We start from the raw sequence: 24,965 nt of genomic DNA, 5'->3' as shown, positions 1-24,965 counted from the left end.
AGCACTTCGAGAGACTGGGGACCCCGGCGTAGCCGGGAGCAGGCGGACGAAAGGGCCCGTCGAACCATCTGCCGCATAGGACTCTGTATGAACCTGCTCTTCAACTGCGCCGCCGAGCGCGCCCTGGCCGACCCGCGACTTCCCGGGACCATCAAGATGGCCTACCTGGATCCGCCCTACAACACCGGCCGGAAGTTCAGCCAGTACTCCGACAGCTACCCCCTCGCCGCCTGGCTCGTCATGATGCGCGCCACCCTCGAGGGCGTCCACACGGCGCTGCGTGAGGATGGCAGCGTCTGGATCCACCTGGACGACCAGCACATCCACCGCGTCCGGGTCATGATGGACGAGCTCTTCGGCGACAAGAACTACGTGGGCACGATCATCTGGGAGAAGAAGAACCGGGCCTCGTTCCTGCACGCCCAGCTCGCCGACGTGACGGACCACATCCTGATCTACGCCAAGGACCGGCCCAAGATGGCGCCCCTGGTGCACTCGGCGACCGAGCCCGGCAAGCGGATCCCCGTCCACAACAAGGGAAACAAGGTCTCCGAGCTCACGTTCCCCGCTGGCAGCGTGGCCTTCAACTTCACGGACCGCACCATCCCGGCCGGGCCGATGAACACCCCGACGATCATCAGCGACCTGCTCGACGACCTGGTCGTTGTCGACGGCATCAACGCGCACCCCTTCCGGATGACAGGCCCGTTCCGGTACGGCCAGGAGGGCGTCGACAAGATGGCCGACAACGGGGGAGGGCCCGCGTTCATCGCGCCGAAGCCGATGATCCGACCCTCGTACCTGTCGGTGGAGTCCCGCGGCAAAGTGCTCACCAACCTGCAGTCGTTCCGCGTCAACGGCGCCCCCACCAACGAGGACGCCCGCGCCGAGTCCGAAGCCATCTTCGGCACAGACGCCGGCCGCTCCTTCGACACGCCGAAGCCGGAGGCCCTGCTCGAGCGATTCATCATGGCGGCGACCGCCGCAGGCGACACCGTGCTTGATCCGTTCGCAGGTTCCGGCACGACCCTGGCGGTAGCCCAGAAGACCGGGCGTAGCTGGGTCGGCATCGAGCTCAACACCGAGACCGTGCAGCAGTTCATCGTGCCCCGCATCAACGGCATCCTGGCCCTCACCGACCTACAAGCAGTATCAGGCGCTCCGGCACGCGCTGGGTAAGACCACCCGGCGGGGACTTCGCCGCCGCCGTGCGGCACGCACCCCCCTGCAACCCTGCACGCCTTCTCCAAAGTAAACCGCGCCAAGCTCTCGATGCGGGAGGTCGAGATGGTCGGCGACCTCATCAAGAAGGGCTACGACGATCCGGCCACGATCGAGAGCATCGGCAAGACCGAGCCGCTCTCCGAGCGAAATGCTCGGGTGTCCCTGATCGAGAAGGCCCACAACGCCGCCGAGGTGAACCTCACCCCGGAAGAGGCCGTAGCGTTCAGCCGTGCCGGCGTGCCCTCCAATGAGTGGGGGCGCAACGCGGCCACGATGCCTAGGAGATGGGCGCGCTCGAAAGGCGCGTGTACGAGCGGGAGCAGCAAGACGCCTTCAACCGCGGCTGGGTCTTCAAGCCCGCGAAGCGGCCGCACACCAAGGAGTCCGTCCGCGGCGACCTAACGAGGGGCAGCGCTTCGTGACCACCGAGATCTAGGACGAGGAGCGGGCGCAGTTAGGCTGACGGAATGCTCATCCTGACCGCAACCCAGCCGCCGGCGCCGATCGTCGTCGACATCCTCTCGGATGGCTCGACCTGGTGGGAGCCACTGGTGGCCTTCGCGCCGTTTGTCGTCGCCCTGGTCGCGCTCGGGGCTCTTTGGCAGCGTTCAATCGCTGACGGGAGGGCACTGTCCCAGCGGCAGTCGGCGGACGACCGGTCCGAGTGGTGGAGGCGCACTCAGTGGGCCCTGGACGCCGCGTTCTCGAGCGACCCGGCGCGCAGGAAAGCCGGCATCGGGGCGCTGCGCATCCTCGCGGAGAGCAGCCTCGCAACCGACGAGGAGCTCGCCGTCCTGGACGCCGTATGGCGTGACGACCCGGAAGTCGCCCCGGACCGTGGGAAGTGGAGTGCTGGACGGCTTGTTGAAATGGGCAGACACTTAACCCAAGGCAGTCGGAAGGAGGGTGGACGATGAGCGATACAGCACGCGTGAACGGGAAGCCCCGTTTCAAGGTCAGTCGCAAGGGCTTCGCCTCGAAGCCGTCCCCCGCAGAGCGCGAGATCACGATCGAGAAGGCGAAGCTCCGCGTGGTGCTCGACCGCCGGCTCGGACGGGAAACCCCGGCGTCGGTCGTGAAGCTGGCCCAGCAGGACTCCTAGGACAACGACGAAGCCCCGGTGCGATCACTCCGCCGGGGCTTCTGTGTGGGTGTCGGAGGTCGCCTGCTCAGCGCCTCCGGTAGGCGTTGTACATGAACCTGCGGTGGGCGTCACGGTCGCGCTGTCCCTACCGCAACTCCGCCCTCAGGTCACTCTGCGACCTGGCATTGCGGACCAGAATCACCCCGAGTGCAATGAGCCCCACGAGCGTGATGAGACCTGCTACCGACACGACGGCCGTCGCACTCATGAGCTCACCTCCGCAGGGGAGGTCCTCGCGACGAGACCGAGCACCGCGAGGCGCTCGAACGCAGGGGCGTCCTGGAGCGTCCACTCGTTGCGCACGACGTCGAGAGTCTTCTCCTGGCCGTCGCGGCCGTCGACGTAGGTGATGGGGCGCTCACGCCGATGCCGGTCAATCAAGGAGCCCTGCTTCACGGCTGCGCCGAGGGCGTCCCAGCTGACGCCTTCCTCCTCGAGGAGGGCCTTCCGTCGCCGCACAGATACCCCTTCCACCTGCCGGTGGCTGAAGTAGTGCGACGCGAGCATGCTCACGCTGTTCTTCTGCGCGTCGGCCTGGCGCCACTGGAGGTACGCCAGCACTTCCTCAGCGCCGTCGAGGTGGTGCGTGCGACCGTCGAAGACCGCAATCCGGTCCGCCTCGGGGCGCAACCTGTTGAACTTCGCGGTCGCCAGTGCCGCGGTGACCGAGACGATCTTCTGGACCGACCGCCGAACCAGGGCTGGGTGTCGGGACCGGCGAGGTCGGAGATGATGACCGAGATCTGGTCGGACTGCGTGCAGACGAACAGGGCGCCCTCGACCTGCGCGGCGAGGTAGATTGCCGTCTGGCGCATGTCCTCGGTGAACTTGGCGTCGAAGGGCCTTACGAGTCCCTTCGTGTACTTCGAGAAGCCCTTGCCGGCGACGCGGATCACCGCGAAACTCTGCCAGGGCAGGTGCGTGCGGTGCTCACGCTCGAGACCCTTCATGCGCTGGCCAAGGTAGTCGCGGCCGATGAGGAGCTGTGCTGTGTCAGTTATGACGCCCATGTGTGCGGAGCGGGCCCGCTCACTTTCCGGCGACTAGAAGAGCGCCAGCTGGCCCTCGGCGACCTCACCCCAGTGCGCTGGCCGGTTCCTGGCGATCCACGCGCACTCGATACTGCAGAACTTCCGTTGCCGGGATCCCTTGTGGTCGGGCAGGGCGAACGTCCTGTTGCAGCGCATGTTCAGGCAGGTCAGATCGATGGTTGTCCCGCCACGAGCATTTGTCGCGCATTGGCGTGAGCAGTACTTCTTCAGTTCCGCTTCGGACGCCCGGAGCCTGGACGTCCTGTGGCATTGCTGACACGTCCAGTCGACCCGGGGCCGGCGGGGCGTCACCAGATCTGCGGCACTGCCCGGCTGAAGCTGGGGATGCCGGAAGCGGGGCCGAAGCTGTTCGGCCGCCACCGGCCACCGGCCTCCCTTGCTCGCGTTGCAGCTGTGACAGATCGGGCGCAGGTTGGCCAGGTAGTGCGCCCCTCCCTTGGTAATCGGCTTCACGTGATCAGTCTGGGTGGCGTCGGCGATGCCACACATCCAGCACCGGCCTCCCCACATTGAGAACCGTTCGGCAAGCTGCTCGGGTGTGAACTGGACGACGATGCCGCCCTTGGCCGCCTGGTAGTGGTAACGGCGCAGCTGGTACTGGTCCTTGTGGCCCTGGTAGTAGTCGCTCGCGCACTGTTTGCACCGGCCCGACAGCCCGTTGCGGCTCGTTTTGTCCTTTGTGAAGCACTCGGCCGGCAGTACCTGCTTGCATCGGCCGCAGGGCGAATGCAGCTTGCCGGTTGCCGCGTACTCGGCCTCGAGCGCCAAGATGAGGTCACAGCGGTCCGAGCAGACGAGCGTTCCCTGGGTACGGCGCTCCGCAGGTCCGAGGCGGCTGCAGACCGGGCAGCGCATGGCCGCGAACATGCACGGCCGGCTGCAGTACTTCTGGGTGACCGCACGGTTGGCCTTCATGCTGACGGTCTTGCCGCAGTGCTCGCAGGTGACATTGCGGCGGCCGAAGGCGGAGAAGCACTCCCGGGAGCAGAAGCGAGCTTTCATCTGCCCCGCCACCGTCTGCTTGCCCTTGAGAGTGAAGAACGTGCCACAGTGCTCACACGGCTTGTAGATGAGTGTGCGTGGCATCTCGTTCCCCTGACGTCAGGGGAAAAGTACCACTGCCTCACGACAACCTCCGGGACCCTTCGCTACGAGTTACGCACGCCTCTCTCGACGGAGCCTGTGTAGATCCGGGCAATCCCGTTCATGGCGGCCAGCGCATCCTCGAGCGCTTCGGTCTGGATGCGGGTCTCGGTCAGGTCGATGAGGTTAAGATCGGACGAGGCAGGGCTGAGCATGCGGGCGGTTTGAACCGCTTTGCCTGGTGCGCTCTCGTCAGCCAGGTCCCCGAGGTCGTGCAACTGCGTGAGCGCGTACCGAAGGTGATCGCGGGTTCCGGGTTCGAACCCGGAGAGCAGCTCGGCCAGTTCCGGGTCCTTGTGCGCTGGCTGTGTCCGGCCGTTGGCAGCAGACAGTGGACGAGCTCGTCGCCGTCGCCCTCCTGCCAGTTGGCCTGCAGCTTCACTTCCTGCTCGGTAGCCAGCGTCCCGCTATCGTGACGAAGGCAAACAACGCCGCTGAGCTATTGGGGGAGACCATGCACGAGATTCTGACCGACACCAAGAAGGCCACCCGGCACGTCCGGGACTACTACCGGGCTGACTTTCGCCAATGCCGCCCGAGGACGGGGGCCAGCTTCGATCAATGGGCCGGAGGCGGCGACCGCCCGGACATCGCCAACCAGTTGACCGGTGATGACTGCGTCGCCGTTTCACTCCTCAGCGTCGAGGTGCCGCCCATGGCCGCCATCGGCCTGATGCGGGACGAGAAGGAAAACGTCGACCGCCTGCTGTCTCTCATCCCGACAGACGTCCGGATGTGCGACCTGGACGCCGAGGGCTACGAGAAGCACCTCGGCATGGAAAGCCCCGCGCAGGAGCTATGGGAGGTCATCACCCGGCGGAACGGCAAGAAGTGGGACATCGGACGAACGACGGCGAGCAAGATCATGGCTCGGAAGCGCCCGCACCTGATCCCCATCGTCGACTCGGTCATCGAAGACCTCATCGGCACCGTCAGGCATTGGCGTGGCTGGCACGAGGCGCTGACGAATGACACCGGACTGCCGGATCGGCTCGCGGCGATTAAGGCCGACTCCGGCGCTGTCGAGCTTGGCTACGACCCATCGATGCTGCGGGTGATGGACATCGTGCTCTGGATGGAGGGCCTGGAGGTTCGACGGGGCCGCCGCAACGTCTCCGAAGCGGTGGCTACAGTCCTGCTTCCCTGATCTCCTACTGAACGGTGGCTCGGGATGCGTCGAGGCCCATTGCCTGGAACAGGACGGGCTTTCGGCCTAAGGCCACACAGAGCAACACTCGCCGGTAGCGGTTGCCATTTGTGCAGAGTTTCGCCACATAGGGTGAGAGATAACCTTTGACCGACCGGAGACTCATGCGCCTGAGAATGGCGCCGATTCCAGATGTGGACTACCAGATGACCCTTCACCCAAATGAGAGCCGCCATCTCAGCCAGCGGCAGCTCGAGCAAACCCTATGGAAGGCAGCTAACGCCCTACGTGGTCCGGTCGACCCAGGCGACTTTAAGGCATACGTCTTCCCTGTCCTGTTCTTCAAATGGATCAGCGACAACTGGGATCACAAGCATGCGGAGGCCGTCGAAGAATGGGGTGAGGACCTCAACGACGAGATCGAGGCTGACTACCACGTCTTTGAAATCCCGAACGGCTCCCACTGGTCCGATGTCTTCGAAACGACTACCAACGTCGGAGCCACTCTCCGTGACACTCTGCAGGCCATTGAGGCCGCGAATCCGGACAGCCTCTCGGGCGTCTTCGGCGACGTGAACTGGGCCAACGAGGACCGCCTTCCGGCCGCTGCGCTCAAGAACCTTCTCGCCTCCTTCCACGGACTCACACTGAACCCGGACACGGTGTCGGGCGACATGCTTGGCTCCGCCTACGAGTACCTGCTGCGTGAGTTCGCTGAAGCATCCGGCAAGAAGGCCGGCGAGTTCTTCACTCCTCGTCACGTCGTGCACCTCTTGGTAAAGATCCTTGACCCGCAGCCCAAGGAAACCATTGCCGACCCCGCGTGCGGCTCTGCCGGGATGCTCGTTGAAACGATGAACGCGGTCAAGCAGCACGGCGGCGACCCGCGGACGATGCGCCTGCATGGTCAGGAAATCAACCTGACCACCTCGGCCATCGCCAAGATGAACCTGTACCTGCACGGACTAGACGACTTCACGATTGTCCGCGGCGACACGTTCGGTGACCCCCAACTGCTCGACGGCGACGCGCTCCGGAAGTTCGACGTGACGCTGGCTAATCCGCCGTTCTCGTTGCAGAACTGGGGTGCCGATAAGTGGGCTACGGATCCTCACGGCCGCGCGGTCGGTGGCGTCCCGCCGAAGAACAACGGCGACTGGGCCTGGATCCAGCACATGCTCGCGACGATGAAGCGCCGCACAGGCCGCGTAGGCGTCATCATGCCCCACGGCGTGCTGTTCCGCGGCGGCCAGGAAGCGAAGATTCGTGAAGCGATTTTGGCGACAGATGCTCTTGAGGCCGTCATCGGATTGCCGACCAACTTGTTCTACGCCACGTCCATCCCGGTGTGCATCCTCGTCTTCCGCGCTACCAAGCCGGAGGAGCGCCGCGATCACGTCCTAATTGTCGACGCTAGCAAGCGAGTGCAGCCGGGCAAGAACCAGAACACGCTGTCGGATGAAGACATCCAGGTGATTGATGCCGCGTACAGGACCGGCGCCGACACCGATGGCGACGGCGGCCTGAACCTGCGCCTTGTGCACCACGATGAGATCGCCGGAAACGGCTTCGACCTCAACATCGGGCGCTATATCAAGGGTGCCGCAGCCGCGGAAGCTGACGTCGAGGGGGCCCTTGCGGCGATGTTCGCGGCCCAAGACCGACTCCTCGAGGCACAGACAGTGCTAGCTGCAAAGCTGAAAGCAGCGGGCTTTAATGCGTGATGGATGGAAGGTCTACCGCTTGGGCGAATTACTCGAGCGCCGTACCGATCGTTTGGGCCCAGCCGTAGAACCAACAATCCTTACCTGCACTGAGAACCACGGACTAGTTGACCAGATGGAGCATCTGGGACGCCGGGCGGCCACACAGGATGTCAGCAAGTACAAAGTCGTCGAGCCAATGGACGTCGTCTACAACGTGTATTTGCTCTGGCTTGGCTCGATAGGACAAAACCTCACCGGTAAGGTCGGTGTCACCTCTCCTGTTTACGAAGTGTTCCGCACAAACTCCAAAGTGCACGCTCCTTACATTGGTCACCTTCTGCGATCTCCAGAGATGACGCAGAGGTACGGAGCGATTGCGATTGGAACCGTGCCGAGGCGACGTAGAACACCATGGGAGGACTTCCTGGACCTTTCGGTTGAGTTGCCGCCCCTGGAGGATCAGCGGCGCATTGTGGACCTGATCGGCTCACTAGACGATGCGTTTGAGGCGGCAAAGTGGACCCAAGAGGTGCTTGATCGCAGTTGGTGGTCCGTAGCGTCCGCGTTGGAGCAGCGTTCGCAGGGGATCCCCATGGTGAGTCTCGGCGACATCGCAGAGATACGTGGCGGCCTCACTAAAGACAAGAAGACCGAGGGTCAGACCGGACAGGTGCAGGTTCCCTACCTACGAGTGGCGAATGTCCATCGACGCTACCTCGATCTCACTGAGGTGGCGAGGGTGGAGGTCAGCCCCGAGAAGCTCGAGAACCTGCGCCTCGCACCCGGAGACATCCTTCTAAACGAGGGCGGAGACAAAGACAAGCTTGGGCGAGGCGCAATTTGGGCCGGGGAGCTGAACGACTGCATTCACCAGAATCACGTTTTTCGCGCAAGGATCACTGACGGGAACTTCATTCCGGAGTTTGTATCCGCTTGGTCGAACTCCTTCGGTCAGCAGTGGTTTCAGACGCACGGTACTCAGACAACGGGTATCGCTTCCATAAGTAAAACGACGCTCTCAAAGTTTCCAGTCCCTGCGCTTCCGCTTGAACAACAGTTCGAATGGGCGGATGTTCTCGGAGCTGCATACCAAGCCATGGAGGCGGCTGCTCGCTTGGGCGAGTCACTTCGCGCGACTCGAACCGAGCTCTTGTCAGTTCTGCTGTCGGGGGAGCACGAGATCCCGGAGACGTACGACATCGACACCGCAGTACAACTCGAACCAGCAGCCTGACCGCGCACTACCAGGGGGACCACTTGAGCACATCGGCAGCATTTACCGAAGCGAACTCTGTCCAGCAGCCCATCGTGGATCTGCTGGCGGAGGGCGGCTGGACCTATATCGACGGTGCCTCCTTGTCGCGTGGCTTCGAGCAGGTGTTCCTCGAGGAGGAGTTGGTGGCGGCCCTGGTCCGGCTGAACCCCGTAATTGCCGAGGCCCCGGCGCGGGCGCGCGAGGTCATCGCGACACTCCGTGCGGTGACGCTGAAGGCCGCGCAGGACGGGCTCGTGCAGGCGAACGCGAGGCTATTCTCCTGGTTGCGCGGCGAGCAGGCGGCGGCACTCTCGGGCCACCCGCACCACGAGCCGGTGAAGCTGATCGACTTCGAGAACCCGGAGAACAACAGCTTTATCATCTCCGACGAAGTCACCTACGGCCCGGGCACGAAGAAGCACCGGTACGACATCGTCCTGTGGGTCAACGGCATCCCGCTGGTGGTCGGCGAGACCAAAACGAACACGAGCGCCTCGATCTCCTGGGTCAACGGCGCGAAGGACATCCACGATGTCTACGAGCGAAAAGGACCGGCATTCTTCGTACCGAACGTCCTGTCCTTCGCTTCGGACGGCAAGGAGTTCGCCTACGGGGCCGTCCGTCAGCCCGTGGACAAATGGAAGCCCTGGGGTGATATGGAAGGGGACCCCACCCTTGGCGGCTGGCCGCGCGTAAAGCAGAGTGTCGAGCAGCTACTGTCGCCCCATCAGGTTCTTTCCATGCTGGCCGATTACACGCTCTACGAGCAGTCGGAGAAGGACGGGGTCTCCCAGTTCTTCAAGATTATGGCTCGGTACCCGCAGGTTCATGCGTCGGAGGCCATCTACAACCGGGTGCTCGAGCCAGGCGGTAAGCAGGGACTCATCGTCCACACCCAAGGTTCCGGCAAGACCCTCGCCATGGTTTTCACCTCGGGCAAGCTTATGAAGACCCCGGCCATGAGAAACCCCACCGTCATCCTCATCGCCGACCGTACCCAGCTGGTCGCGCAGTCGGGGGACCAGTTCCGGACCACCAAGGACGGCGGCATCGCCACACCAGAGACCGCACGGGATCTGCGAGAGCTGCTGAAGGCCGACGCGCGCGGCGTGATCGCCTCGACGGTTCACAAGTTCAAGGACGCCGGCGTGCTCAGTCTCCGGGACAACATCATCGTCCTGATCGACGAGGCGCACCGCAGCCAGGAAGGCGATCTCGGCAACAAGATGCGCGAGTCCCTCCCGAACGCGCGGTTCTTCGGCTTCACCGGGACCCCTATCAGCGACGGCGAGAAGAACACCTTCAAGCTCTACGGTGACCCGAAGGATCCTGGGTTTGCGCTCAGCGTCTATGACTCGGACCGTTCCATTGCCGATGGCACCACGGTCCCGATGCACGTCGACCCGCGCATGGTCACTGTCCACATCGACAAGGCCACCATCGATGCTGAGTTCGAGAAGATGGCGGAGGCTGAGAAGCTCGGCGATGAGGAGAAGGACTTCATCGCCTCCAAGATCAGCACCCTGGCCGTGATCGTTTCCAATCCGGAGCGCATCAAGGCCGTCTGCACCGACATCATCGAGCACTTCTACTCGGTGATCGACCCACTCGGTATGAAGGCCCAAGTCGTCGTCTACAACCGCGCCATGTGCGCCGCCTACGAGCAGGAGCTCGCCCAGCAACTGCTCGCCCGTGCCGCGGACGGAGCCCCGGATGAGGCTGCCGTTGTTATGACCGTCGGTGGCAAGGCCGACGGGGGAGCGGACTACTCGAAGTACGAGCTGGACAGTGCCGCCGAGGAAAAACTGCTCCGTCGGTTCCGGAACTTCAATGATCGGCTCAAGTTCCTGATCGTCACCTCCAAGCTCGGCACCGGGTTCAATGCCGACAATGAGGGTGTCATGTACCTCGACAAGCCGCTGCGGCTCCACACCCTGTACCAGACGATCACCCGCACCAACCGGACCTGGAAGAACCCGGTCACCGGCAAGGAGAAGAAGTTTGGCCTCATCGTCGACTACTTCGGCATTGGGGACGAGTTCGCCAAGGCCATGTACCCGACCGACCCGGAGCGGGCGAAGAAGAAGATCGCGGTCGACGGCCTCATCGAGGAGTTTGCCGAGCAGCTCGACGACACGCTGGCCCGGTTCGTCGGCATCGATCGGTCGGTGGCCGACCACGCCACGATGCAGGCCGCGTTCGAGCGGATTCCTCAGGGGAAGTTCCGGGACCGCTTCGCCGCCCAGTTCGGCACGCTTAGCGGCGTCTGGGAGCTGCTGTGGCCGGACTCCCGGCTCGACCAGTACAAGGACGACTACAAGTGGCTGGCGAAGATCTATGACGCCTCACGGCCCTCCAGCGGCGCCCTCGACATGCTGTGGGAGCAGCTCGGCACCAAGACCCTCGCCATGGTCCACGAGAACATGACCAGCCAGGGGGTCCTCAACATCGGCAGGACCGCTGTTATTGCCGATGAGGACACCATCGCCAAGCTGCGCGAGGCCGGCATCTACCCCGAAAAGCAGCCCGGAGTGCCCAAGGACGAGCCGACGCTCGTGGAAGTCGTCGACGGCATCGCGGCCAGGATCAAGAAGCGCCTTGCTGGGGCCAACGGGGACCACCCCGTGTACAAGTCCCTGGCTGAGCGGCTCGAGAAGGTTCGCCTGAACGCCTTTTCTCGGTCTCAGGACTCTGTGGATTACCTCAGTCAGATCTTCGTGCTGGCAGCCGACCTGACGAACGCGGAGACGGCCGAGGACGAGTCCGGTGAGGCGGGCCTGGACATGCTCGATCCTCATGTTGGCGCGCTCACGCAAATCTTCGAGGAATTCAAGCCCAAGGGAGTCCCTGTGCTCGTGGGCGATGTGGTTCGCGACATCGATGCCATCGTGAAGTCGGTGAGCTACTCGGGCTGGAGCGAAACCCAGCGGGGCGACAAGCTCGTGCGCCTGGAGGTCAGGAAGGTGCTCAAGAAGTACGAGCTCCACCGGCAGCCCGAGCTATTCGATAACGCCTACACCTACATCTCAGCCAACTACTGACCCCCGCGAGCCCTCGCCGACCAATCGCGCCCATCTGACAGGCTGAACCTCATGCGCCCACAGACGATCCAGATCTACCTGCCCTCCGGCGACCCTGCGGGCATCCGCACGGCCCAGATCACCACGCGCACCGTGGTGCTGTTCGAGGTGCCCCGGACGCTCCTTAGCCAATTCCGGGCACTGCCGGAGGCGAAGCAAGTCGGCATCTACTTCTTGTTTGGCACCTCGGAGGATGGCCGGTCCTCGGCCTACATCGGCCAGAGTGGCAACGTGGGCGACCGGATCCGGAACCACGACGGCAAGAAGGACTTCTGGGACCGGGCCCTGGTCGCGGTGTCGCTGACCAATTCCTGGACGAACACCCACGTGGGCTACATGGAGTGGGAGTCGCTCCGCCTTGCCGCAGCGTCGAAGCGGTACGAGATGACGAACGGCAATGAGGCATCGAACCCGCACACGCCGGAGCCGCTGAAGGCGGACTGCGGCGAGTTCCTGGAAACCATCTCCGTGCTGCTGACGACCCTCGGCTACCCAATCCTTGAGCCAATCGTGCCAACAAACCGATCAGTCGCCGAGGCCGACACCGAGACGCTCATCATCAGGGATCGCCAGTCCGAAGGGCGCGCGCTGGTAACGGCCGAGGGCTGGGTCGTCTTGGCAGGCGCATCAGGTCTCGCCCAGACCACTCCGTCGGTCAATCAGTCCATCGTCGCGTACCGGAAGCGGCTGATCGAGCAGGGCGCGGCCGAGATCCGTGACAACCGCTTCATACTGCTGCAGGATCACCTGTTCAATAGCCCAAGCACGGCCGGTACAGTCATCGTCGGCGGCAACCTGAACGGCCGCACGTCATGGAAGAACGCGGCCGGCGTGTCCTACAAAGAGCTGGAGGAGCGCCAGCTAACCGAGGCGTGACTGCCCGTTGTCGACAACGCCGGCGTCTACGGCGACGACGCCATACGGCACAAAGTGGTAGTCGGGCGCGGCTGCCTGGGTGTGGTCGAACAGGTCGTCGATGCCGACGAGCTCGGGGCGTTCTCTTCTCACTGAGGGGTCTAGTCCTGAATCCTGCGGCGCCACCCCGGTTAGGGCAGGGCCCTCCCTTCGCCATGTGGGCGGAGTGAGGAATTACCCTGCCCCAGGGCATGGGAAAACCCGTACCACGTGAGCGTGCGGGCTTCCTGTTCAGCAGTCGCGGCGGAGTCCAGTGGGGCTACTTGGAGCAAATCACCATGGCGTAGGGGCCACTCGAGGTCTGCTCAATCGTGACCGTTCCGTTCACGGTGATCCTGCATGTGATGGTGGTCGCGTCCGGTCCGGCCGTACCGGCGACACCGAGGGACTGCGAGCTGTAGCGCTGGCCGTGAAACTCGTAATTCCCGAAGGTGTAAGTCTTTTCGACCTTGCCGAAGTGCGAGTTGGTGTCCTGTTCCTGTGAGAATCCGCCTCCGCCCAGCAGCTGGGTGTAGGTCGCGCCCTCGATGGTGCCGTCCGACTCCAGGGTGTAGGTGACGACCACATCTGGAGTCGGGTTCACGGACGGGGAAGGGCTAGGTGTCGGCTTGGCCGCGGGAGAAGTTGTCGTGGCGGGGCTCGTTGCCGCGGTCGGCGATGTGGACGGAGTGGGCATCGCCGATGCGGTCGATTCAGGCTTGTAATCGGTGCACGTGGTCACCAGCTTCTCGGCGGCCGAAATGCCTGAGGTGAAGTCGATTTCCCTACCTTCCGCCATCGCCTTGAGGGGAACCTGAACGCCCTCAATGTGCTCCTCCACAAGATCATCAGCAGACGAAGAGATCTTTCCCAGAGCGCTGGCGGCCATGGATGCAGATGCTTCGTCTGCGTTAGACACCTTGCTCGGAGCGGTATCAGCTTTTGTGAGCAGTGCCAGCGCCGAATCGAGAGGACTTTCGGCACCGCCATCGTGGAGACTCTTGCAGGTAGCGGACAGGGACACAATCGGGATGGCCGGCTCTCGGGCAGCCTTCGTAGTCGAGGACGCCAACCTCGTCGACGTCGTGGGGTCAGGTTCACTGCCGGCTCCGGCAGCAGTGCCGCATGCGGTCAGAACGAGGGCCGAAGCAAGAAGGACGGCGGGGAGGGCTTTCATGATGGTCCTTGGGGTCGCGCTGGTCGGTGAGACATGCGGGACCCAGGATTTGCGCCTGATGCCGAAGGCTCGAAAGCCTGCAGCGTTGTTCCCCCATGAGTGATCTGACTGAAGCCTACTGCCCGTCGATCCGGACGCTGATGATCGGGGCAAGCGGGTTGCTGCCGGATTCGTCAGTAGTTACGGCTCGTCCGTGGATCGCCGGCGTTGGGCTGCTGCAGCTGGTTTCGACGTTGCGCGGATGCTGGAGTTGATGAAGAAGGCGGCTCCCACGATCGGCACCGCTGCGACCGCGTGGTGGCTGTGCTCGGCGATGATCTGGGTGAGGTGCTGAAAGGCGTCCATGCCCTCGTGTGTGCGGTGGCGGCGATTCCGCTTACGGCCGGATTCTCAGCCCTTGGGCCAGAAAGCCATGACGAGGAACAGGTTACAGGCGAAGTCGGCGCAATGCACCGGCACGAAGCGGCTGCGGGTCATGCGGATGGACAGGGTGGACGGCGTCGTGGCGCCCGCTGGCAAATCATCGGGCGTTCCGCTCGGCGACGGCGACGGGAATGACGAGGACGGTTGCGTCCCACCCCCGGTACTGCTCGTGAGGGCGTAGGGCTCGGGCAGGTAGGGGAAGTCGCCATGCCAGTCGCGCTCGATAGGCACTCCGGGGGTGTGGGCGTTGGAGCCGACGAAAGTGCCGCGGAAGGTCATGCGGGCGCCATGAATGTAGTGCAGGGCGACGTAGTGGAACTCCAGGCTCGCGAACAGCGGCCGGTCACGCTCACGCTGTTCGGGGTCGCGTGGTACGAACAGGTTGGCCTCGAAACGGCTGCGACCCGCGGAAACGGCGCCGTCGAACGAACCAGCCATGAAGCGAACGATGTCGACGTGGTCGGCGAACTTCTCGTCGTGCCGTGCGCGCATGTAGCGGGGGGAACTCCAGGCGGACATGAATGAAGACATGGCCCTCCCTGATGAGCTCAAGGTTGGTCGGGGCAGATGCGGGAGCTTCGGGGGTATTGGCAGTCATGGCCGTCATGGGTACGGCCGGCCCGTGAAGCCTTACCCGTCAGGCGTCGGCAGAACCGAGCTTGTCGAGAATCCGGCGGTAGCGCGCGTACTTCTCGATCGCGCATGGCTCGCAGTAGCGGTCCACGTACCCCCAGCCACCGGGGTGGCGGACCCGCGGCTGCAGGTCGACGTGGCAGTAGGGATCACCGACGGCGATCGGGTACATCTTGACCGCGCAGCCGACGAGCGGTTCAGTGGCGACCCTGCGGCTGATGACGACGCCGGCCATCAACGGCCATCTCTGGCTGGACGTGGTGTCTGGATCATTGCCGTCATGTGTGCGGCAGATGGTGCCGCTCTGCCCGGTCAGATCGCGGGCAGTGCGTCGAGCTCCTCCTGGGTGGCGATAACGCCATCTTTGTCGATCGTGCCCCCGTACTGCGTTACGTCCCACGAGCCGTCCTCGGCCTGGACCAGACCGAGGTGAAGGGTCCGGTCGAGGAACACAATCTTGCCATCAGGCGTAGTGAACATGAGGCGTGCTTTCACGTTATTCACGCGGACACCCAAGGTTCCGTCGTGCCACTGCCATCGCTGCACGATCATGCCGTCGTTACGGGAGACGAAGGAGGCGCCGCTGTCGTCCGCGCTGTACTGCCCGTTCTCGGCAGGGTCATCAGCATGCTCGACCTCGTAGCCGGGTGCCAGGGTGATGGGCATCGATGAACCCAGGCCTGCCGTGTAGTCCTTCTCGGTCTCGTTCCAGTAGGACGGGGACATCAGCGGCCGCAGCGGGGCGAGCACCTCTAGGTCGGCTGCCGAGGGCTTGTGGCTGCCCTTCTCCAGTTCGGGGAAGCTCATGCCGACGCGGATGAACTCTTCGGCGGCCGCGCTGATGTCATCGCCGACGGCTGGATTGGCGTAGAACTCAACGATGTCCGGGTCGACGGCGGTCTGAGTCATGTCCAGGAGGACGGACTCCGGCCGGACCGGCAGGGACGCCGCGGCTGCCGGCGTCGCCTGGGCTGTGGCAGAAGCAGTCACTGGCGTGCTGAACGTCGAGGACGCCTCGGTGGTGGCGCACCCGGTCGCGCCCAGGACGAGGGCGCTGGCGATGATGGCAGAAGCGAGAGTCGTGCGGGGTGCCATGAGAATCCAGACGGTCGAAGGAGAAATGCTTGGGGTGAATCGGCTATACGGGCGGCAGCGCGTCCAATTCCTCCTGGGTCTGGGCGACGCCCTCGCGATCGACTGGCCCCCTGTACTCAAAGGTGTCCCAGGTGCCGTCTTCTGCGAGGATCATCGTGAGGTACAGGGTGCGGTCGAGGTAGACGAGGGCACCGTCGGGCCGGGTGAACATGATCCGGGCCTTGATGTTGTCGATCTTGACGCCGGTAACGCCGTTCTCCCAGACGTGGTTCTTGACGATCATGTCGTCGTTTCGGAAAACGAAGCTGATGCCGCTGTCATCTGCCTTGTGGGGTCCGTTGTCCGCGGGATCGGCTGCTTTGTCGAAGGTGACGACGTCGCCGGCAAGGGTTGGCGGGAAGGGAGCGCCGCCGTTAGAGGTGAAGTTCTCCTCGATGTCGCCCCAAAAGTTTGCCTCTACGAGCGGCTTCAAAGGGGCCAGCATCTCAAGGTCGGCCGCCGAGGGCTCGTGGCTGCCCTTCTGCAGCTCGGTGAAGCTGAGGCCGACACGAATGAACTCTTCGGCGGCGGCACCGATCGCGTCTCCCACAGCAGGGTCTGCATACGCTTCAACAACAGCAGGGTCGACGGCTGCGTTGCTCATGTCCAGGAGGACAGGCTCCGGCCGGACAGGAAGAGCGGGCGCGGGCGTGGTCTCCGGGGCGGACGAGCTGGAGGTCAATGATGAAGCCGCAGGAGCGGAGCCGGATGCAGGCTCACCTGCAGCGCAGCCGGTGACGCCGAGGACGAGGCCGCCGGCCAAAACGGCAGCAGCGATGGACGCAGAGCGGTGCTTCATGATTCCCCCAAGGATGATGGCGGCCCGTGCCGCTACGGGAATCGTAACGGCACGGGCCTGTGGATTACGCGGCGAGCAGGAGCGTGTCGAGGCGATCCCGGGACGAGTCGAGCTTCACCAGGATCTCTGCGGTCCCGTGGGATGCGAGCAGACCGGACATGGTCGCGTTCTTCAGGAACACGGCCTTGAAGATGTCGATGAGGGGTCGGTACTTCGCGGCCAGGCGGCGGACCATGCCCTCGTTGCAGGGGACGTTGTTGTGATAGAGCCCGGCGCCGTTGTCCATGAAGTCGGCGAACTTCACGAGGAAGACCTCCGGGTCGTCGGTGATCGCGTGTGCGACGTGGCCGACGTAGAAGGCGTTCTTGGTGCGGCGGCTCGCGCCGGCCGGGGGAGTGCCGTTGGTGACGGCGCGGATGATGCGCGCGGCGCCTGCTCCGAAGTCGTTGCGGACCCACTCGGTGGCGTAGGCGAGCTTCTCGGCGTCGCAGAAGTCGGACGGGTCGAAGTCCAGCATGTGGGTCAGGATGTCGTCGAGGCAGTCCTCGAAGGTTTCATGGAGGAGCGACCCCACCAGGACGTGGGTCTCGGTTACGTCCCAGCGCATGAGGCAAAGGGTGTTCCTCAGCGGATGTTCGATGTAGGACGTCCGGGGCAGGTTCGCGCGGTTTGCACGGGTCTGGTTGCGGTGCAGGAAGGTAGCTGCCGCGACGGCCCGGCTGATCGCGTCGAAGGCCGTCGGGATCTCCGGCTCACCATGTCGAGGAGCTCGCGGGTGAGTTCGGTGGCGTCCATGTCCTTGAGCAGCCGTGAGGCAAGCGTCGTCATGACCACCATGTGTGCGGCGGTCCCGGTTTCCGTCGCTAGTCAAGCCCAGCCGTGGAAGCTTCGGGAGTGCCCCCTTGATTGGGCGGAGAAGAGACGGCTGACTGCCCACCGGGCGGAATGGGGTTATAGCGCCACGTCAGCAGCCCAGAATCCCCATATTCTCCCTTACCGTGTTTAGTTCTCCTTGTAGATCGCTGACGTTTTCTCCCGACTCTCCTGCACCGGCAATTCTGCCTTCGAGCTCCCTCTCAGCGTCCGCCAACTTCCTACAGCCCGCGTCAACGCTGTTGTCCACCCCCTTAGTTCTTCCGAACTTACCGGTGATCCATGAAACGAGCCTGCGCCACCTGCTTTTTTTCGCCATAACCAGCTCCTTCGCCTAGACCTCGAGGTTCCTCCTGCACCCGGGGGGCGTCAAGGGGGACTGCCGGCTTTTCTGGGACTGTCCGATAAACGGTGCGTGGGGGCCAGCGGTTTCGAGTTGGTGGTCTTCCAGAATCGGCCCGCGAAAGTGCTCGCGCGGCGTTTACCCCCGTCGCTGGATACCGCCGCCGTCATCACATGGGTGCGGCGGGCACCATGACGTAGGCCGTCGTGCTCGACGGGGCGATCTCGGTGAGCCCGGCGTCGACGATAATCGAGTGCGGCACCGCCTTGGCGGCGAAGGCGCGGAAGTCGTCGGTGTCCAAGAACAGGACGGTGCCGGTCAGCTTGTTCGACCAGGCGCCCTGCGTGTCTTCGTTCAGCGTGAGGAACCAGGCGAAGAGGGCGTGCGATGCCTGGGCGGCCGCCTTGCCCGTCGTCATCTGCAGGTCTGCGTTCAGGACGATGACCGGGGTCGGGGCCTTGCCGTCGCTCGCGCGGTGCGTGCCACCCACCCGGGGGAGGTGAGTGCCGGAGACCTGCAGGCGGCTCAGCACCTTCGGGTACTGCTCGTAGGGAGCCGGCCGGAAAGCCAGTGCCCGTGCACGGCCGACGACTGCCTCGGTTGCCTCGTTGTGGAGTTCGTTGACGACCTTCGAGTACATCTTCACGTCGGCACGCCGCACCGACTTCGTGAAGCGTCTGTCCAGCCAGGTCTCCCAGCTGGTCGTGTCACCGCACGGCGTGAGCAGATCCGAGGCGTAGGCGCTCACGCTGGCGATGGCTGCGGCCAGGATGCCGTCGGCCTCAGGCGCAGGGTCGGTCCTGTCGATGAGCAGCACGATCGGCTGCACGAAGGACCCGGTCTCCGGCGCAGTAAAGGCTGGGGCGGTGATGCTGTCGGTCATGGCTGTCTCTCGGTGAGGCGGATGGAAGTAATCGTACGGAGAATCGCCTCGGTATTGTCGACCTGAGTCATCGCGGAACCGATCATGGTGCCGAGAGGTTCTCGTCGTCGGGCTTTCCCGTTCAGGCGGTACAGACCCGAGCAGCCGAGCCCGGGCGCCATGCGCAACGGCTTGGCGAAGGAGCCGATGTCGATGACGTCCATCGCGAACGATGTGCTCACCTGAGAGTAGTTGGGGTCGAGCAGCAGGTGCGAGTTTGTGAACGCGGCTGCCCGCTCGGCGGACACGGTGCGCCAGGGTCGACGACGCCCCACGGGCCTTGCCGGTCGGCGCGGCCGCGGTTGGAGGTCAGCAGTCTGATGTGCTCGTCCTCGTCCATGACGAGGCGGTTGTTTACGCGGGTCAGTGCGTCGCGCCGGAGGTGGCGTGACGTCTCCACGTCGGTCCACAGCGCCTGCGAGCCCGGTGACCAGAGCCGGTCCCAGTGGGGGTCACGGCGTGATGGCTTGGCTAGGTTCTGATTGGTGCAGGCGGGTTCGAGGGGTTCGGCGTGGGCGGCGGCGCCGCCGGAGCGTCGGCGGGGGACGGACGGTGCGGTCACAGTCGGACTCCCTGCTGTGGGTCGTAGCCCTGGGTGGCGGGGTAGGCGGCCGCACCGGGTTCGGGCTGTGATGCACTGCTTTTTCCATGGCGTGTCCGCAGAGTTTGGTGCTTCATACAGGTAAACATGCGTAGACGGGAGCCGATCGCTCTCCACCCTGACGCTGACGATCAAGGCGGCCACAGTCGTGGGTTTCCTCGGCGCTGACGGTGGGTGCGAGGATCAAGGGGTGCTCCGATCGGTGGTCCGGATGCTGGCTCAGCTGGGTACTGCTCGAGCGCCGGACACCTCGTCCTGCGCCACATGCGGATGGTCTGACCTCATGTGTGCGGCAGGGACGGAATCCCGCTACGCCGGTCGGCCGGAAGATCCCGCGTGGCTGGACGACCCGCTCGGGGACACCCGGGCGCCGCTCGATGATCTCCTTGGCCTTCTGGCTCTTGGGGTCCAGCTGGTCCTTCCGGTAGCCGGCGACGTCGACCCCCTGGGCGTCGAAGGCAGCGGCGAGGAACAGGTTCCCGGTGCTGTCCTTGCGGAACGTCATGATGGCCGCTGTGGGGAACATGTCGCGCACGTGCTCGCCGGCAGCCGCCGGTGCGGCCGATGCCAGGGTGTGCCGTTCGGCGGAGATGTCGGGGCGGGGGACCGAGAAGCCCTGGAGGGATCCGTAGGTGCGTTCATGATTCCTGCGCTGGGCGAAGTACTCGGCCTTGCGTCGCTCGATGACGGCGAGGGCGTCGGTGGCCGCGCGGACGGACGGAAGGTTCGCCAGGCGTCGGGTTGCGTCCTCGAAGGCGCGCATCGCGGCCAGGAGCTGGTTACGTGTGGGGAGTCCTCCGTGGAGGTCCGGGAGGTAGTCGTGCCAGGTGCCGGACTTGGTCGTGCGGGACGCATAAGCGGCCAGGGCCCGGTCCATGTCGGAGACGGTTTCGGCGGCCCGGATCGGTGCGGTCAGTCGCTCCCGCGCGACCGCTGCCAGGTCGTACGCGGCGGGGGTCTGCGAGGGCGCCTCGTCGACGGTGAGGGTGGACGCTCCACCGAGGCTGACGGAGGACTCCGCGTGTGTCGCGTACGTGAACTGCCCGCCCGCACGTACACCCTTGTCGATGCGGTTCGGATTGAAGCCAGCCATGTCATTTCCCTTTCGAGCGGCCCAGCGCCGCTCCTCTCATTTTAGGTGTGTGCGGCTCGCATCACGAGAGAGTGCAGGCGACCTGAAGCTGGCTGCCCGGGCAGCCCGGTCGACGGCGGAATTGGTGAAGAAGAGGCCGCGACAGGAGAGATCGGGCCGCTGGAGCTTGTCCGACCGTTGTCCGTCCTGTCCGACCGCTGTCCGACCATGTGGTCGGACAAGAACTTCCGCTCAAACAAAGGGAAGGAGGGGCCATAGATAGATAGATATGACTTGTCCGACCACTTAATTACTACTTCACACATAGGAACCCCTATATGTTGCTCACCCCTCCCTCCAACCGGATATATATACCCTCTCTCCCTTAAGTGTCCTGTTTTCCGGGCGGACAGGTCGGACAAGGCGATTGGGAAGTCCCAATGCGCCTCTGACTAGGCGTTTTACCCGGAAATCGTGTCCGCCGCATGGTCGGACAGCGGTCGGACACAGCAGGACATTGGTCGGACAGCCGAATTGCCCTATTCGCCTTTCTTGCGAGGAATTTGGTCATTCGTGGTACCCTGAGGAGCGAACGACCGGCAGAGAGCGACGAGGGGTACCACGGCCACCGAGAAGGTGGCCTTTTTTGTGGTCGGGGGCAGGGGTGCGGGCCTGGGGTCCCTCCTGCACCGGTGTCGGGCCGCGCACAAGGTCTCCGTCTTCGACAACCCTGTTTCCGCTCTGACAACCCTCGACGAGCAACCGGCGTGCACGTTCGTCGGTCACCTCCCAGAGCACTCGGAGGACCCCCGGACACGACGAAGGCCGCCTCCGGAGATGGAAGCGGCCTTCACCACGACTTGGAGCGCCGGCGGTGGTGGGCCTAGGCGGGAACCTCGGCACCCTCGAGGAGGGGCATCACGACGTCTTTCCAGTTCGCCCAGTCGGTGAGCCGGTGAGGGGTGTCGATGTAGCGGTTGTAGTCCTGGTCGCGCATCACATGAACCCACGACGGGGTGTGCGCCCCGGTGATCTCGGGCTTGTCGTCGATGAGCAAATCTGCCCTCACAACGGTCTTGTCGTGGGTCAGGATCAGGCGCTTGTCCCACCCCTCGCCGAGGTGCTTGGCGAGGTCCTTCAGCTTGCCCTGGACGCACCCCGGATTGGTCCAGGTCGGGGTCGAAACGACGAAGACGTCCATGCCCATCGAGAGCATCTCCCGAGCCGCTTCGATGGCACCCGGAAGGGGCGTCAGGTCGTCGTAGAGACGAGGGTGATTGAGGGCTGCCATGATCGTGTTGCGGTCCGCACCGTCGACCCAGAAGTAGTCGAAATGGGTCCTCAGGCCCTCCTCGACGACGGGGAAGTTGGGGTCCAGATCGAGGAGGATGTCGGCGAAGCGGGTGCTCCAGTCGAACATGTTGCCGTCTTGGTCCAGGGCCATGGTGGGGGTTGTGCCGTTTACGAATGCCATAGCGCACATGTGTACGGCATCCCTCGGACATTTCACCGGGCGCTGTATCGAGGGGACGCCGTGACGCTATCGGAGAACCTCGACGTCGGGGTGCACCTTCTGGACCCAGTCGGCCATCCGGCTGCCCCGGCGTTCGATGAAGCGTAGCGTCGCTTCCCGGTAGGTCACGTACTCATCGGCCGTAGTCGGTGTCGCCGGCCGCTGGAAGTCGTCGAACGGCAGGAAGAAGTTGATGCCCTCCGGTGTCGCGAGGTCCTGCAGGTGGAAGAACTCCACGAAGGCGCTGAACGTTCCGAAGAGCACGAAGAAGTCCGCATAGTTCGTGGTGACGCCGGCGAGTGGGCTGCCCGGCTCTCCTGCGTAGTGGCGCCGGATGCACTCCAGTGTCAGGTCCATGCGGTCGCCGATGAGTGCACCCTCGGGACCAAAGCCCCGCGCCGTGTTCATGGTGGGGTGGTAAGCGGTCCTGACCGGCCAGATCATGGCGCTGCCGATCGTGTACGGAGGGTTTAGGTATCGGGATCGCTGGTCCTCGGTCAGCGCGCCCCGTGCGTCGACCAGCGCCTTCGGCCTCGACCAGTCGCTGTACGAATGCGTGATGGCGTCGCTGCCGACAGTGAACCTTGCACCGAAGTCCAGCTCGACCGCCAAGTAGTTCTTGCGGCGCTCACTCGCCAGTGCCGGCACCTGAGGCTTGAAGAGCTCCCCGTCATGCAACGCCTTCGTCCACAGGAGCTGATGGTCGGCCTTGAGCCGCGGACTGTCCCGGTCGGGATCGGGTTTCGTCGGCGCCGGATGGTCGGTCTTGTAGTCGAAGGTGATGTCGAAGACGGTCATGCCCGAAGCGTATGCGTGCCTCGGCCTCGAGGCGCGGACCCTAGAGCCAGGTCAGTCGCAGTCGTCGCAGATGCCCGTAGCCGGCAGCTGGAGCCCGCAGGACGCGCATACCGGGCGCTCCCGCGGCTCAGGCTTGTTCTGCCGGCTGACGTAGGCCCTGTACTCGCGAGTCAGGGCCGGCTCGGCGTCGTCGGGCAGGTCCGGGCAGAACCGCCGGTAGCACTCCAGGCGCTCCTCCGCTGCGACGACCTCGAGCTGCTGGGGGTCATCGATACGGGGCCGCCCGGATCGTTCGAGGATGGCGTTGAAGCCTTCGCCCACTCCACCGTCGGATGCCCTCACGACCAGAGCGGTCAGCTGCGGATGGCCGTCGGCCTCGCAGATCTGGATCACCCGGTTCAGCACTCGGTCGGCCCAGTTGTTGACGAGCTGGTTGGACGGCCGGTGGATGAGAACACCCACCTGGTCCTTGAGGACCCCGTAGGTGATGTAGCCGTTGTAGCGGGAAGCGACCTCCTGCAGCACGAGGACGGCCGCGCGCGCTTCCCGCTCGGTGATAGTGCCGGCGACCTCGTGGTCGCTCGGCGGGGTAGCTACATCGGACAACGTCGTCTCCACTCGGTAGGGGTCCTTCCGATCATAGCCACGGCTACGCGGGCTGCCCCGGGTACGAGAAAGGGGCCGCCCAGATGGGCGACCCCTTTGGACAGGTGTTGGTTAGGCGGCTTCGCGGAGCCGGTGCTGGGCGTGGATGTTCTCGTTAATCGCGGCCAGACATGCGGTGTTGGCCAGTCGTTCCCACTGCTCGCGGTTTTCGTCCTGGCCGCGGTAGGCGAAGTCGTCCTCGCTGTCGTAGTCGGCCTTCTCGATGATGAGCTCGTAGTCGTTGTCCGGGCTCAGGACATGCTCGGTGTTCGAGTAGTGCTTCATCTCGTTGTGCACGGCGAAGCGGATCAGGCCGGCGTAGTGCTTGCGGCGGTCATCGTCCAGGTACGGCAGCTCACCCTCGAGCATCTCGAAGGCATCCTTGCGCGGGTGCACCGCGGTGCCGTCGGCCATGTAGTCCGGGTGGGACTCGCGGATGTAGTCGGCCAGACGGGAAGCACCGAGGGTGTCCTTGATGGGCGACTTCGGCATCTTGAGGAGCTGGTTCGTGAGCGCGGCGCCGTAGGCGGCCTCGAACTCCGGGTCGAAGTCCGGTGCTTCCGGTGCCGGCTCGACAGCAGGAGCGAGGGACAGCTGCGGCTCGGAGTGGGAGGTGGCGGCGAACTGGCCGCCCGTGGGAACGCCGGCTGGGGTGCGGTTGATGAGGTCCATACCTGCATGTGTGCGGCACCGCCCCTCTACCGCCACGTCCGCGTATCGGTCACCCTGTTCGACGGCGACGAGGATCCGTACAGTGCATCGGAAGTAGCCCGGTCGGGCAAGGAGCGGCCGAGCTGCTCCAAGAGCGAGAAGAGGGATGGCATGGGCAAGAAGCGGGATGAGATAAGTCGGGAGCTTCAGTACAGGGTCGAGATCGCCAAGATCGGCGCGCGAGCTGCCAAGGAGATTGCTGTTGCAGCAGCACCTGCATTGGGGAATCCCGCCCTGGCGCCCGTGGTGATGAGCCCCAAGGTGGGCGAGGCCACCGAGAAGGCCGTGATGTGGGTGGCCGGGTTCGGTTACTCAGGAACCGGCAAATGGATCAGGGGCCTGCATGGTGTCGCCCGAACCGACTCCACCCTGGCTCGTCTCGGACTTGGGACCCTGGTCAACGGAGGGTGGGGAAGGGCTGGCGGGGCGAGGGTAGTCGCCGTCGCAGGGACCGCTGTGTCGACCGCGGTCTTCGCGGGCTGGCTCGCGAACGGACTCGTGGCCACCCATTCCAAGCTGAAGACCGAGGCTGAGCAGTCTCATGCAAATGTCGTCCTATGCCCGAACTGTCAGGAAGTCCTTCCCATGGCTGCCACCGACGGAGAAATCCCTGCATGCCCTCATTGTGAAGCCGCCGAGAAGCCGGAGCTGGACTAGGTCAAGCGACAACGAGGTG

30 protein-coding genes are annotated in these 24,965 nt (G+C 64.3%); 10 read left to right on the top strand and 20 right to left on the bottom strand.

Going from position 1 to position 24,965, the window contains the following annotated elements; all coding sequences use genetic code 11:
- Positions 1-87 precede the first annotated feature (87 nt).
- From ACX80N_RS12625 to ACX80N_RS12610, 4 genes are all read left to right on the top strand, one after another.
- Positions 88-1,179, top strand: a complete 1,092-nt coding sequence (locus tag ACX80N_RS12625; RefSeq protein WP_459339672.1) for a site-specific DNA-methyltransferase — start codon at positions 88-90, stop codon at positions 1,177-1,179.
- Between the two features lie 108 nt (positions 1,180-1,287).
- Complete coding sequence (locus ACX80N_RS12620; protein WP_459339671.1) at positions 1,288-1,626, top strand: hypothetical protein; 339 nt, start codon at positions 1,288-1,290, stop codon at positions 1,624-1,626.
- A gap of 65 nt (positions 1,627-1,691) precedes the next feature.
- A complete protein-coding gene (locus ACX80N_RS12615; protein ID WP_459339670.1) occupies positions 1,692-2,141 on the top strand; it encodes a hypothetical protein in 450 nt (149 codons plus the stop codon).
- Positions 2,138-2,326 (top strand): hypothetical protein, encoded by a 189-nt coding sequence (locus ACX80N_RS12610; protein WP_459339669.1) that lies wholly within the window; start codon positions 2,138-2,140, stop codon positions 2,324-2,326. The genes ACX80N_RS12615 and ACX80N_RS12610 overlap by 4 nt, the downstream gene beginning before the upstream one ends.
- 246 nt (positions 2,327-2,572) lie before the next feature.
- On the opposite strand, the gene ACX80N_RS12605 is transcribed toward ACX80N_RS12610, so the two are convergent.
- The 4 genes from ACX80N_RS12605 to ACX80N_RS12590 form a co-directional block, all read right to left on the bottom strand.
- Positions 2,573-2,881 (bottom strand): hypothetical protein, encoded by a 309-nt coding sequence (locus ACX80N_RS12605; RefSeq protein WP_459339668.1) that lies wholly within the window; start codon positions 2,879-2,881, stop codon positions 2,573-2,575.
- Positions 2,878-3,378 (bottom strand): tRNA(His) guanylyltransferase Thg1 family protein, encoded by a 501-nt coding sequence (locus ACX80N_RS12600; RefSeq protein ID WP_459339667.1) that lies wholly within the window; start codon positions 3,376-3,378, stop codon positions 2,878-2,880. Before ACX80N_RS12600 ends, ACX80N_RS12605 begins: the two co-directional genes overlap by 4 nt.
- 33 nt (positions 3,379-3,411) lie before the next feature.
- The gene (locus tag ACX80N_RS12595; RefSeq protein WP_459339666.1) at positions 3,412-4,506 is read right to left on the bottom strand and encodes an HNH endonuclease; all 1,095 of its coding nucleotides are present in this window, start codon (positions 4,504-4,506) and stop codon (positions 3,412-3,414) included.
- 62 nt (positions 4,507-4,568) lie between these two features.
- A complete protein-coding gene (locus ACX80N_RS12590) occupies positions 4,569-4,718 on the bottom strand; it encodes a hypothetical protein (RefSeq protein WP_459339665.1) in 150 nt (49 codons plus the stop codon).
- Positions 4,719-4,894: 176 nt separating this feature from the next.
- Between ACX80N_RS12590 and ACX80N_RS12585 the strand changes: the two genes are divergently transcribed.
- The 5 genes from ACX80N_RS12585 (at position 4,895) to ACX80N_RS12565 (ending at position 12,627) form a co-directional block, all read left to right on the top strand.
- Positions 4,895-5,710: a DUF6308 family protein gene (locus ACX80N_RS12585; protein ID WP_459339664.1), complete on the top strand. Its 816-nt coding sequence runs from the start codon at positions 4,895-4,897 to the stop codon at positions 5,708-5,710.
- A gap of 194 nt (positions 5,711-5,904) precedes the next feature.
- A complete protein-coding gene (locus ACX80N_RS12580; protein ID WP_459339663.1) occupies positions 5,905-7,434 on the top strand; it encodes a type I restriction-modification system subunit M in 1,530 nt (509 codons plus the stop codon).
- Positions 7,435-7,549: 115 nt separating this feature from the next.
- Positions 7,550-8,650: a restriction endonuclease subunit S gene (locus ACX80N_RS12575; protein ID WP_459339662.1), complete on the top strand. Its 1,101-nt coding sequence runs from the start codon at positions 7,550-7,552 to the stop codon at positions 8,648-8,650.
- A 23-nt stretch (positions 8,651-8,673) separates the two neighbouring features.
- Positions 8,674-11,712, top strand: a complete 3,039-nt coding sequence (locus ACX80N_RS12570; RefSeq protein WP_459339661.1) for a type I restriction endonuclease subunit R — start codon at positions 8,674-8,676, stop codon at positions 11,710-11,712.
- Positions 11,713-11,763: 51 nt separating this feature from the next.
- On the top strand, positions 11,764-12,627 hold the full coding sequence (locus tag ACX80N_RS12565; protein ID WP_459339660.1) for a GIY-YIG nuclease family protein: 864 nt from the start codon (positions 11,764-11,766) through the stop codon (positions 12,625-12,627).
- Here the strand turns inward: ACX80N_RS12565 and ACX80N_RS12560 are convergent.
- From ACX80N_RS12560 to ACX80N_RS12485, 16 genes are all read right to left on the bottom strand, one after another.
- Complete coding sequence (locus ACX80N_RS12560; protein WP_459339659.1) at positions 12,613-12,759, bottom strand: hypothetical protein; 147 nt, start codon at positions 12,757-12,759, stop codon at positions 12,613-12,615. The genes ACX80N_RS12565 and ACX80N_RS12560 overlap by 15 nt on opposite strands.
- A gap of 166 nt (positions 12,760-12,925) precedes the next feature.
- A complete protein-coding gene (locus ACX80N_RS12555) occupies positions 12,926-13,534 on the bottom strand; it encodes a hypothetical protein (RefSeq protein ID WP_459339658.1) in 609 nt (202 codons plus the stop codon).
- A gap of 468 nt (positions 13,535-14,002) precedes the next feature.
- The gene (locus ACX80N_RS12550; protein ID WP_459339657.1) at positions 14,003-14,167 is read right to left on the bottom strand and encodes a hypothetical protein; all 165 of its coding nucleotides are present in this window, start codon (positions 14,165-14,167) and stop codon (positions 14,003-14,005) included.
- Between the two features lie 45 nt (positions 14,168-14,212).
- Positions 14,213-14,764: a hypothetical protein gene (locus ACX80N_RS12545; protein ID WP_459339656.1), complete on the bottom strand. Its 552-nt coding sequence runs from the start codon at positions 14,762-14,764 to the stop codon at positions 14,213-14,215.
- Between the two features lie 118 nt (positions 14,765-14,882).
- The gene (locus ACX80N_RS12540) at positions 14,883-15,113 is read right to left on the bottom strand and encodes a hypothetical protein (RefSeq protein ID WP_459339655.1); all 231 of its coding nucleotides are present in this window, start codon (positions 15,111-15,113) and stop codon (positions 14,883-14,885) included.
- Positions 15,114-15,190: 77 nt separating this feature from the next.
- A complete protein-coding gene (locus ACX80N_RS12535; protein WP_459339654.1) occupies positions 15,191-15,973 on the bottom strand; it encodes a hypothetical protein in 783 nt (260 codons plus the stop codon).
- A gap of 43 nt (positions 15,974-16,016) precedes the next feature.
- Positions 16,017-16,616: a hypothetical protein gene (locus ACX80N_RS12530; RefSeq protein ID WP_459339653.1), complete on the bottom strand. Its 600-nt coding sequence runs from the start codon at positions 16,614-16,616 to the stop codon at positions 16,017-16,019.
- 259 nt (positions 16,617-16,875) lie between these two features.
- Positions 16,876-17,418, bottom strand: coding sequence for a hypothetical protein (locus ACX80N_RS12525; RefSeq protein ID WP_459339652.1), 543 nt, complete (start codon positions 17,416-17,418; stop codon positions 16,876-16,878).
- Between the two features lie 357 nt (positions 17,419-17,775).
- Entirely contained in the window at positions 17,776-18,003 is a 228-nt protein-coding gene (locus tag ACX80N_RS12520) for a hypothetical protein (RefSeq protein ID WP_459339651.1), read from the bottom strand.
- Between the two features lie 193 nt (positions 18,004-18,196).
- Complete coding sequence (locus tag ACX80N_RS12515) at positions 18,197-18,910, bottom strand: aminoacyl-tRNA hydrolase (protein ID WP_459339650.1); 714 nt, start codon at positions 18,908-18,910, stop codon at positions 18,197-18,199.
- The gene (locus tag ACX80N_RS12510) at positions 18,907-19,197 is read right to left on the bottom strand and encodes a hypothetical protein (protein WP_459339649.1); all 291 of its coding nucleotides are present in this window, start codon (positions 19,195-19,197) and stop codon (positions 18,907-18,909) included. Before ACX80N_RS12510 ends, ACX80N_RS12515 begins: the two co-directional genes overlap by 4 nt.
- A 426-nt stretch (positions 19,198-19,623) precedes the next feature.
- The gene (locus tag ACX80N_RS12505; RefSeq protein WP_459339648.1) at positions 19,624-20,643 is read right to left on the bottom strand and encodes a hypothetical protein; all 1,020 of its coding nucleotides are present in this window, start codon (positions 20,641-20,643) and stop codon (positions 19,624-19,626) included.
- An 862-nt stretch (positions 20,644-21,505) separates the two neighbouring features.
- Complete coding sequence (locus tag ACX80N_RS12500; RefSeq protein ID WP_459339647.1) at positions 21,506-22,096, bottom strand: 5' nucleotidase, NT5C type; 591 nt, start codon at positions 22,094-22,096, stop codon at positions 21,506-21,508.
- Between the two features lie 66 nt (positions 22,097-22,162).
- A complete protein-coding gene (locus ACX80N_RS12495) occupies positions 22,163-22,933 on the bottom strand; it encodes a DUF6994 family protein (protein ID WP_459339646.1) in 771 nt (256 codons plus the stop codon).
- Positions 22,934-22,984: 51 nt separating this feature from the next.
- Positions 22,985-23,539 carry a hypothetical protein gene (locus ACX80N_RS12490; protein ID WP_459339645.1) on the bottom strand — a complete coding sequence of 185 codons (555 nt, stop codon included), beginning with the start codon at positions 23,537-23,539 and terminating at the stop codon, positions 22,985-22,987.
- A 111-nt stretch (positions 23,540-23,650) separates the two neighbouring features.
- Entirely contained in the window at positions 23,651-24,250 is a 600-nt protein-coding gene (locus ACX80N_RS12485) for a hypothetical protein (RefSeq protein ID WP_459339644.1), read from the bottom strand.
- 6 nt (positions 24,251-24,256) lie between these two features.
- On the opposite strand from ACX80N_RS12485, the gene ACX80N_RS12480 reads away from it, so the two are divergent.
- The gene (locus ACX80N_RS12480; RefSeq protein ID WP_459339643.1) at positions 24,257-24,946 is read left to right on the top strand and encodes a hypothetical protein; all 690 of its coding nucleotides are present in this window, start codon (positions 24,257-24,259) and stop codon (positions 24,944-24,946) included.
- Positions 24,947-24,965: the final 19 nt, after the last annotated feature.

This window comes from Arthrobacter sp. MDT2-16, assembly GCF_054510925.1.
Note: the sequence above shows the minus strand (reverse complement) of the source record. Positions and strands in the feature narration are given on the sequence as shown.

Bases quoted from the DNA above. Each gene is read 5' to 3' on its own strand.
- ACX80N_RS12545 (WP_459339656.1), bottom strand. From the start codon at position 14,764: ATGTCCGCCTGGAGTTCCCCCCGCTACATGCGCGCACGGCACGACGAG.
- ACX80N_RS12495 (WP_459339646.1), bottom strand. From the start codon at position 22,933: ATGACCGTCTTCGACATCACCTTCGACTACAAGACCGACCATCCGGCG.
- ACX80N_RS12600 (WP_459339667.1), bottom strand. From the start codon at position 3,378: ATGGGCGTCATAACTGACACAGCACAGCTCCTCATCGGCCGCGACTAC.
- ACX80N_RS12500 (WP_459339647.1), bottom strand. From the start codon at position 22,096: ATGGCATTCGTAAACGGCACAACCCCCACCATGGCCCTGGACCAAGAC.
- ACX80N_RS12520 (WP_459339651.1), bottom strand. From the start codon at position 18,003: ATGGCGAAAAAAAGCAGGTGGCGCAGGCTCGTTTCATGGATCACCGGT.
- ACX80N_RS12525 (WP_459339652.1), bottom strand. From the start codon at position 17,418: ATGCGCTGGGACGTAACCGAGACCCACGTCCTGGTGGGGTCGCTCCTC.
- ACX80N_RS12480 (WP_459339643.1), top strand. From the start codon at position 24,257: ATGTGTGCGGCACCGCCCCTCTACCGCCACGTCCGCGTATCGGTCACC.
- ACX80N_RS12610 (WP_459339669.1), top strand. From the start codon at position 2,138: ATGAGCGATACAGCACGCGTGAACGGGAAGCCCCGTTTCAAGGTCAGT.
- ACX80N_RS12615 (WP_459339670.1), top strand. From the start codon at position 1,692: ATGCTCATCCTGACCGCAACCCAGCCGCCGGCGCCGATCGTCGTCGAC.
- ACX80N_RS12555 (WP_459339658.1), bottom strand. From the start codon at position 13,534: ATGGCCGCCAGCGCTCTGGGAAAGATCTCTTCGTCTGCTGATGATCTT.
- ACX80N_RS12620 (WP_459339671.1), top strand. From the start codon at position 1,288: ATGGTCGGCGACCTCATCAAGAAGGGCTACGACGATCCGGCCACGATC.
- ACX80N_RS12575 (WP_459339662.1), top strand. From the start codon at position 7,550: ATGGAGCATCTGGGACGCCGGGCGGCCACACAGGATGTCAGCAAGTAC.
- ACX80N_RS12595 (WP_459339666.1), bottom strand. From the start codon at position 4,506: ATGCCACGCACACTCATCTACAAGCCGTGTGAGCACTGTGGCACGTTC.
- ACX80N_RS12550 (WP_459339657.1), bottom strand. From the start codon at position 14,167: ATGGACGCCTTTCAGCACCTCACCCAGATCATCGCCGAGCACAGCCAC.
- ACX80N_RS12540 (WP_459339655.1), bottom strand. From the start codon at position 15,113: ATGGCCGGCGTCGTCATCAGCCGCAGGGTCGCCACTGAACCGCTCGTC.
- ACX80N_RS12565 (WP_459339660.1), top strand. From the start codon at position 11,764: ATGCGCCCACAGACGATCCAGATCTACCTGCCCTCCGGCGACCCTGCG.
- ACX80N_RS12505 (WP_459339648.1), bottom strand. From the start codon at position 20,643: ATGGCTGGCTTCAATCCGAACCGCATCGACAAGGGTGTACGTGCGGGC.
- ACX80N_RS12625 (WP_459339672.1), top strand. From the start codon at position 88: ATGAACCTGCTCTTCAACTGCGCCGCCGAGCGCGCCCTGGCCGACCCG.
- ACX80N_RS12515 (WP_459339650.1), bottom strand. From the start codon at position 18,910: ATGACCGACAGCATCACCGCCCCAGCCTTTACTGCGCCGGAGACCGGG.
- ACX80N_RS12485 (WP_459339644.1), bottom strand. From the start codon at position 24,250: ATGGACCTCATCAACCGCACCCCAGCCGGCGTTCCCACGGGCGGCCAG.
- ACX80N_RS12590 (WP_459339665.1), bottom strand. From the start codon at position 4,718: ATGCTCAGCCCTGCCTCGTCCGATCTTAACCTCATCGACCTGACCGAG.
- ACX80N_RS12535 (WP_459339654.1), bottom strand. From the start codon at position 15,973: ATGGCACCCCGCACGACTCTCGCTTCTGCCATCATCGCCAGCGCCCTC.
- ACX80N_RS12530 (WP_459339653.1), bottom strand. From the start codon at position 16,616: ATGAGCAACGCAGCCGTCGACCCTGCTGTTGTTGAAGCGTATGCAGAC.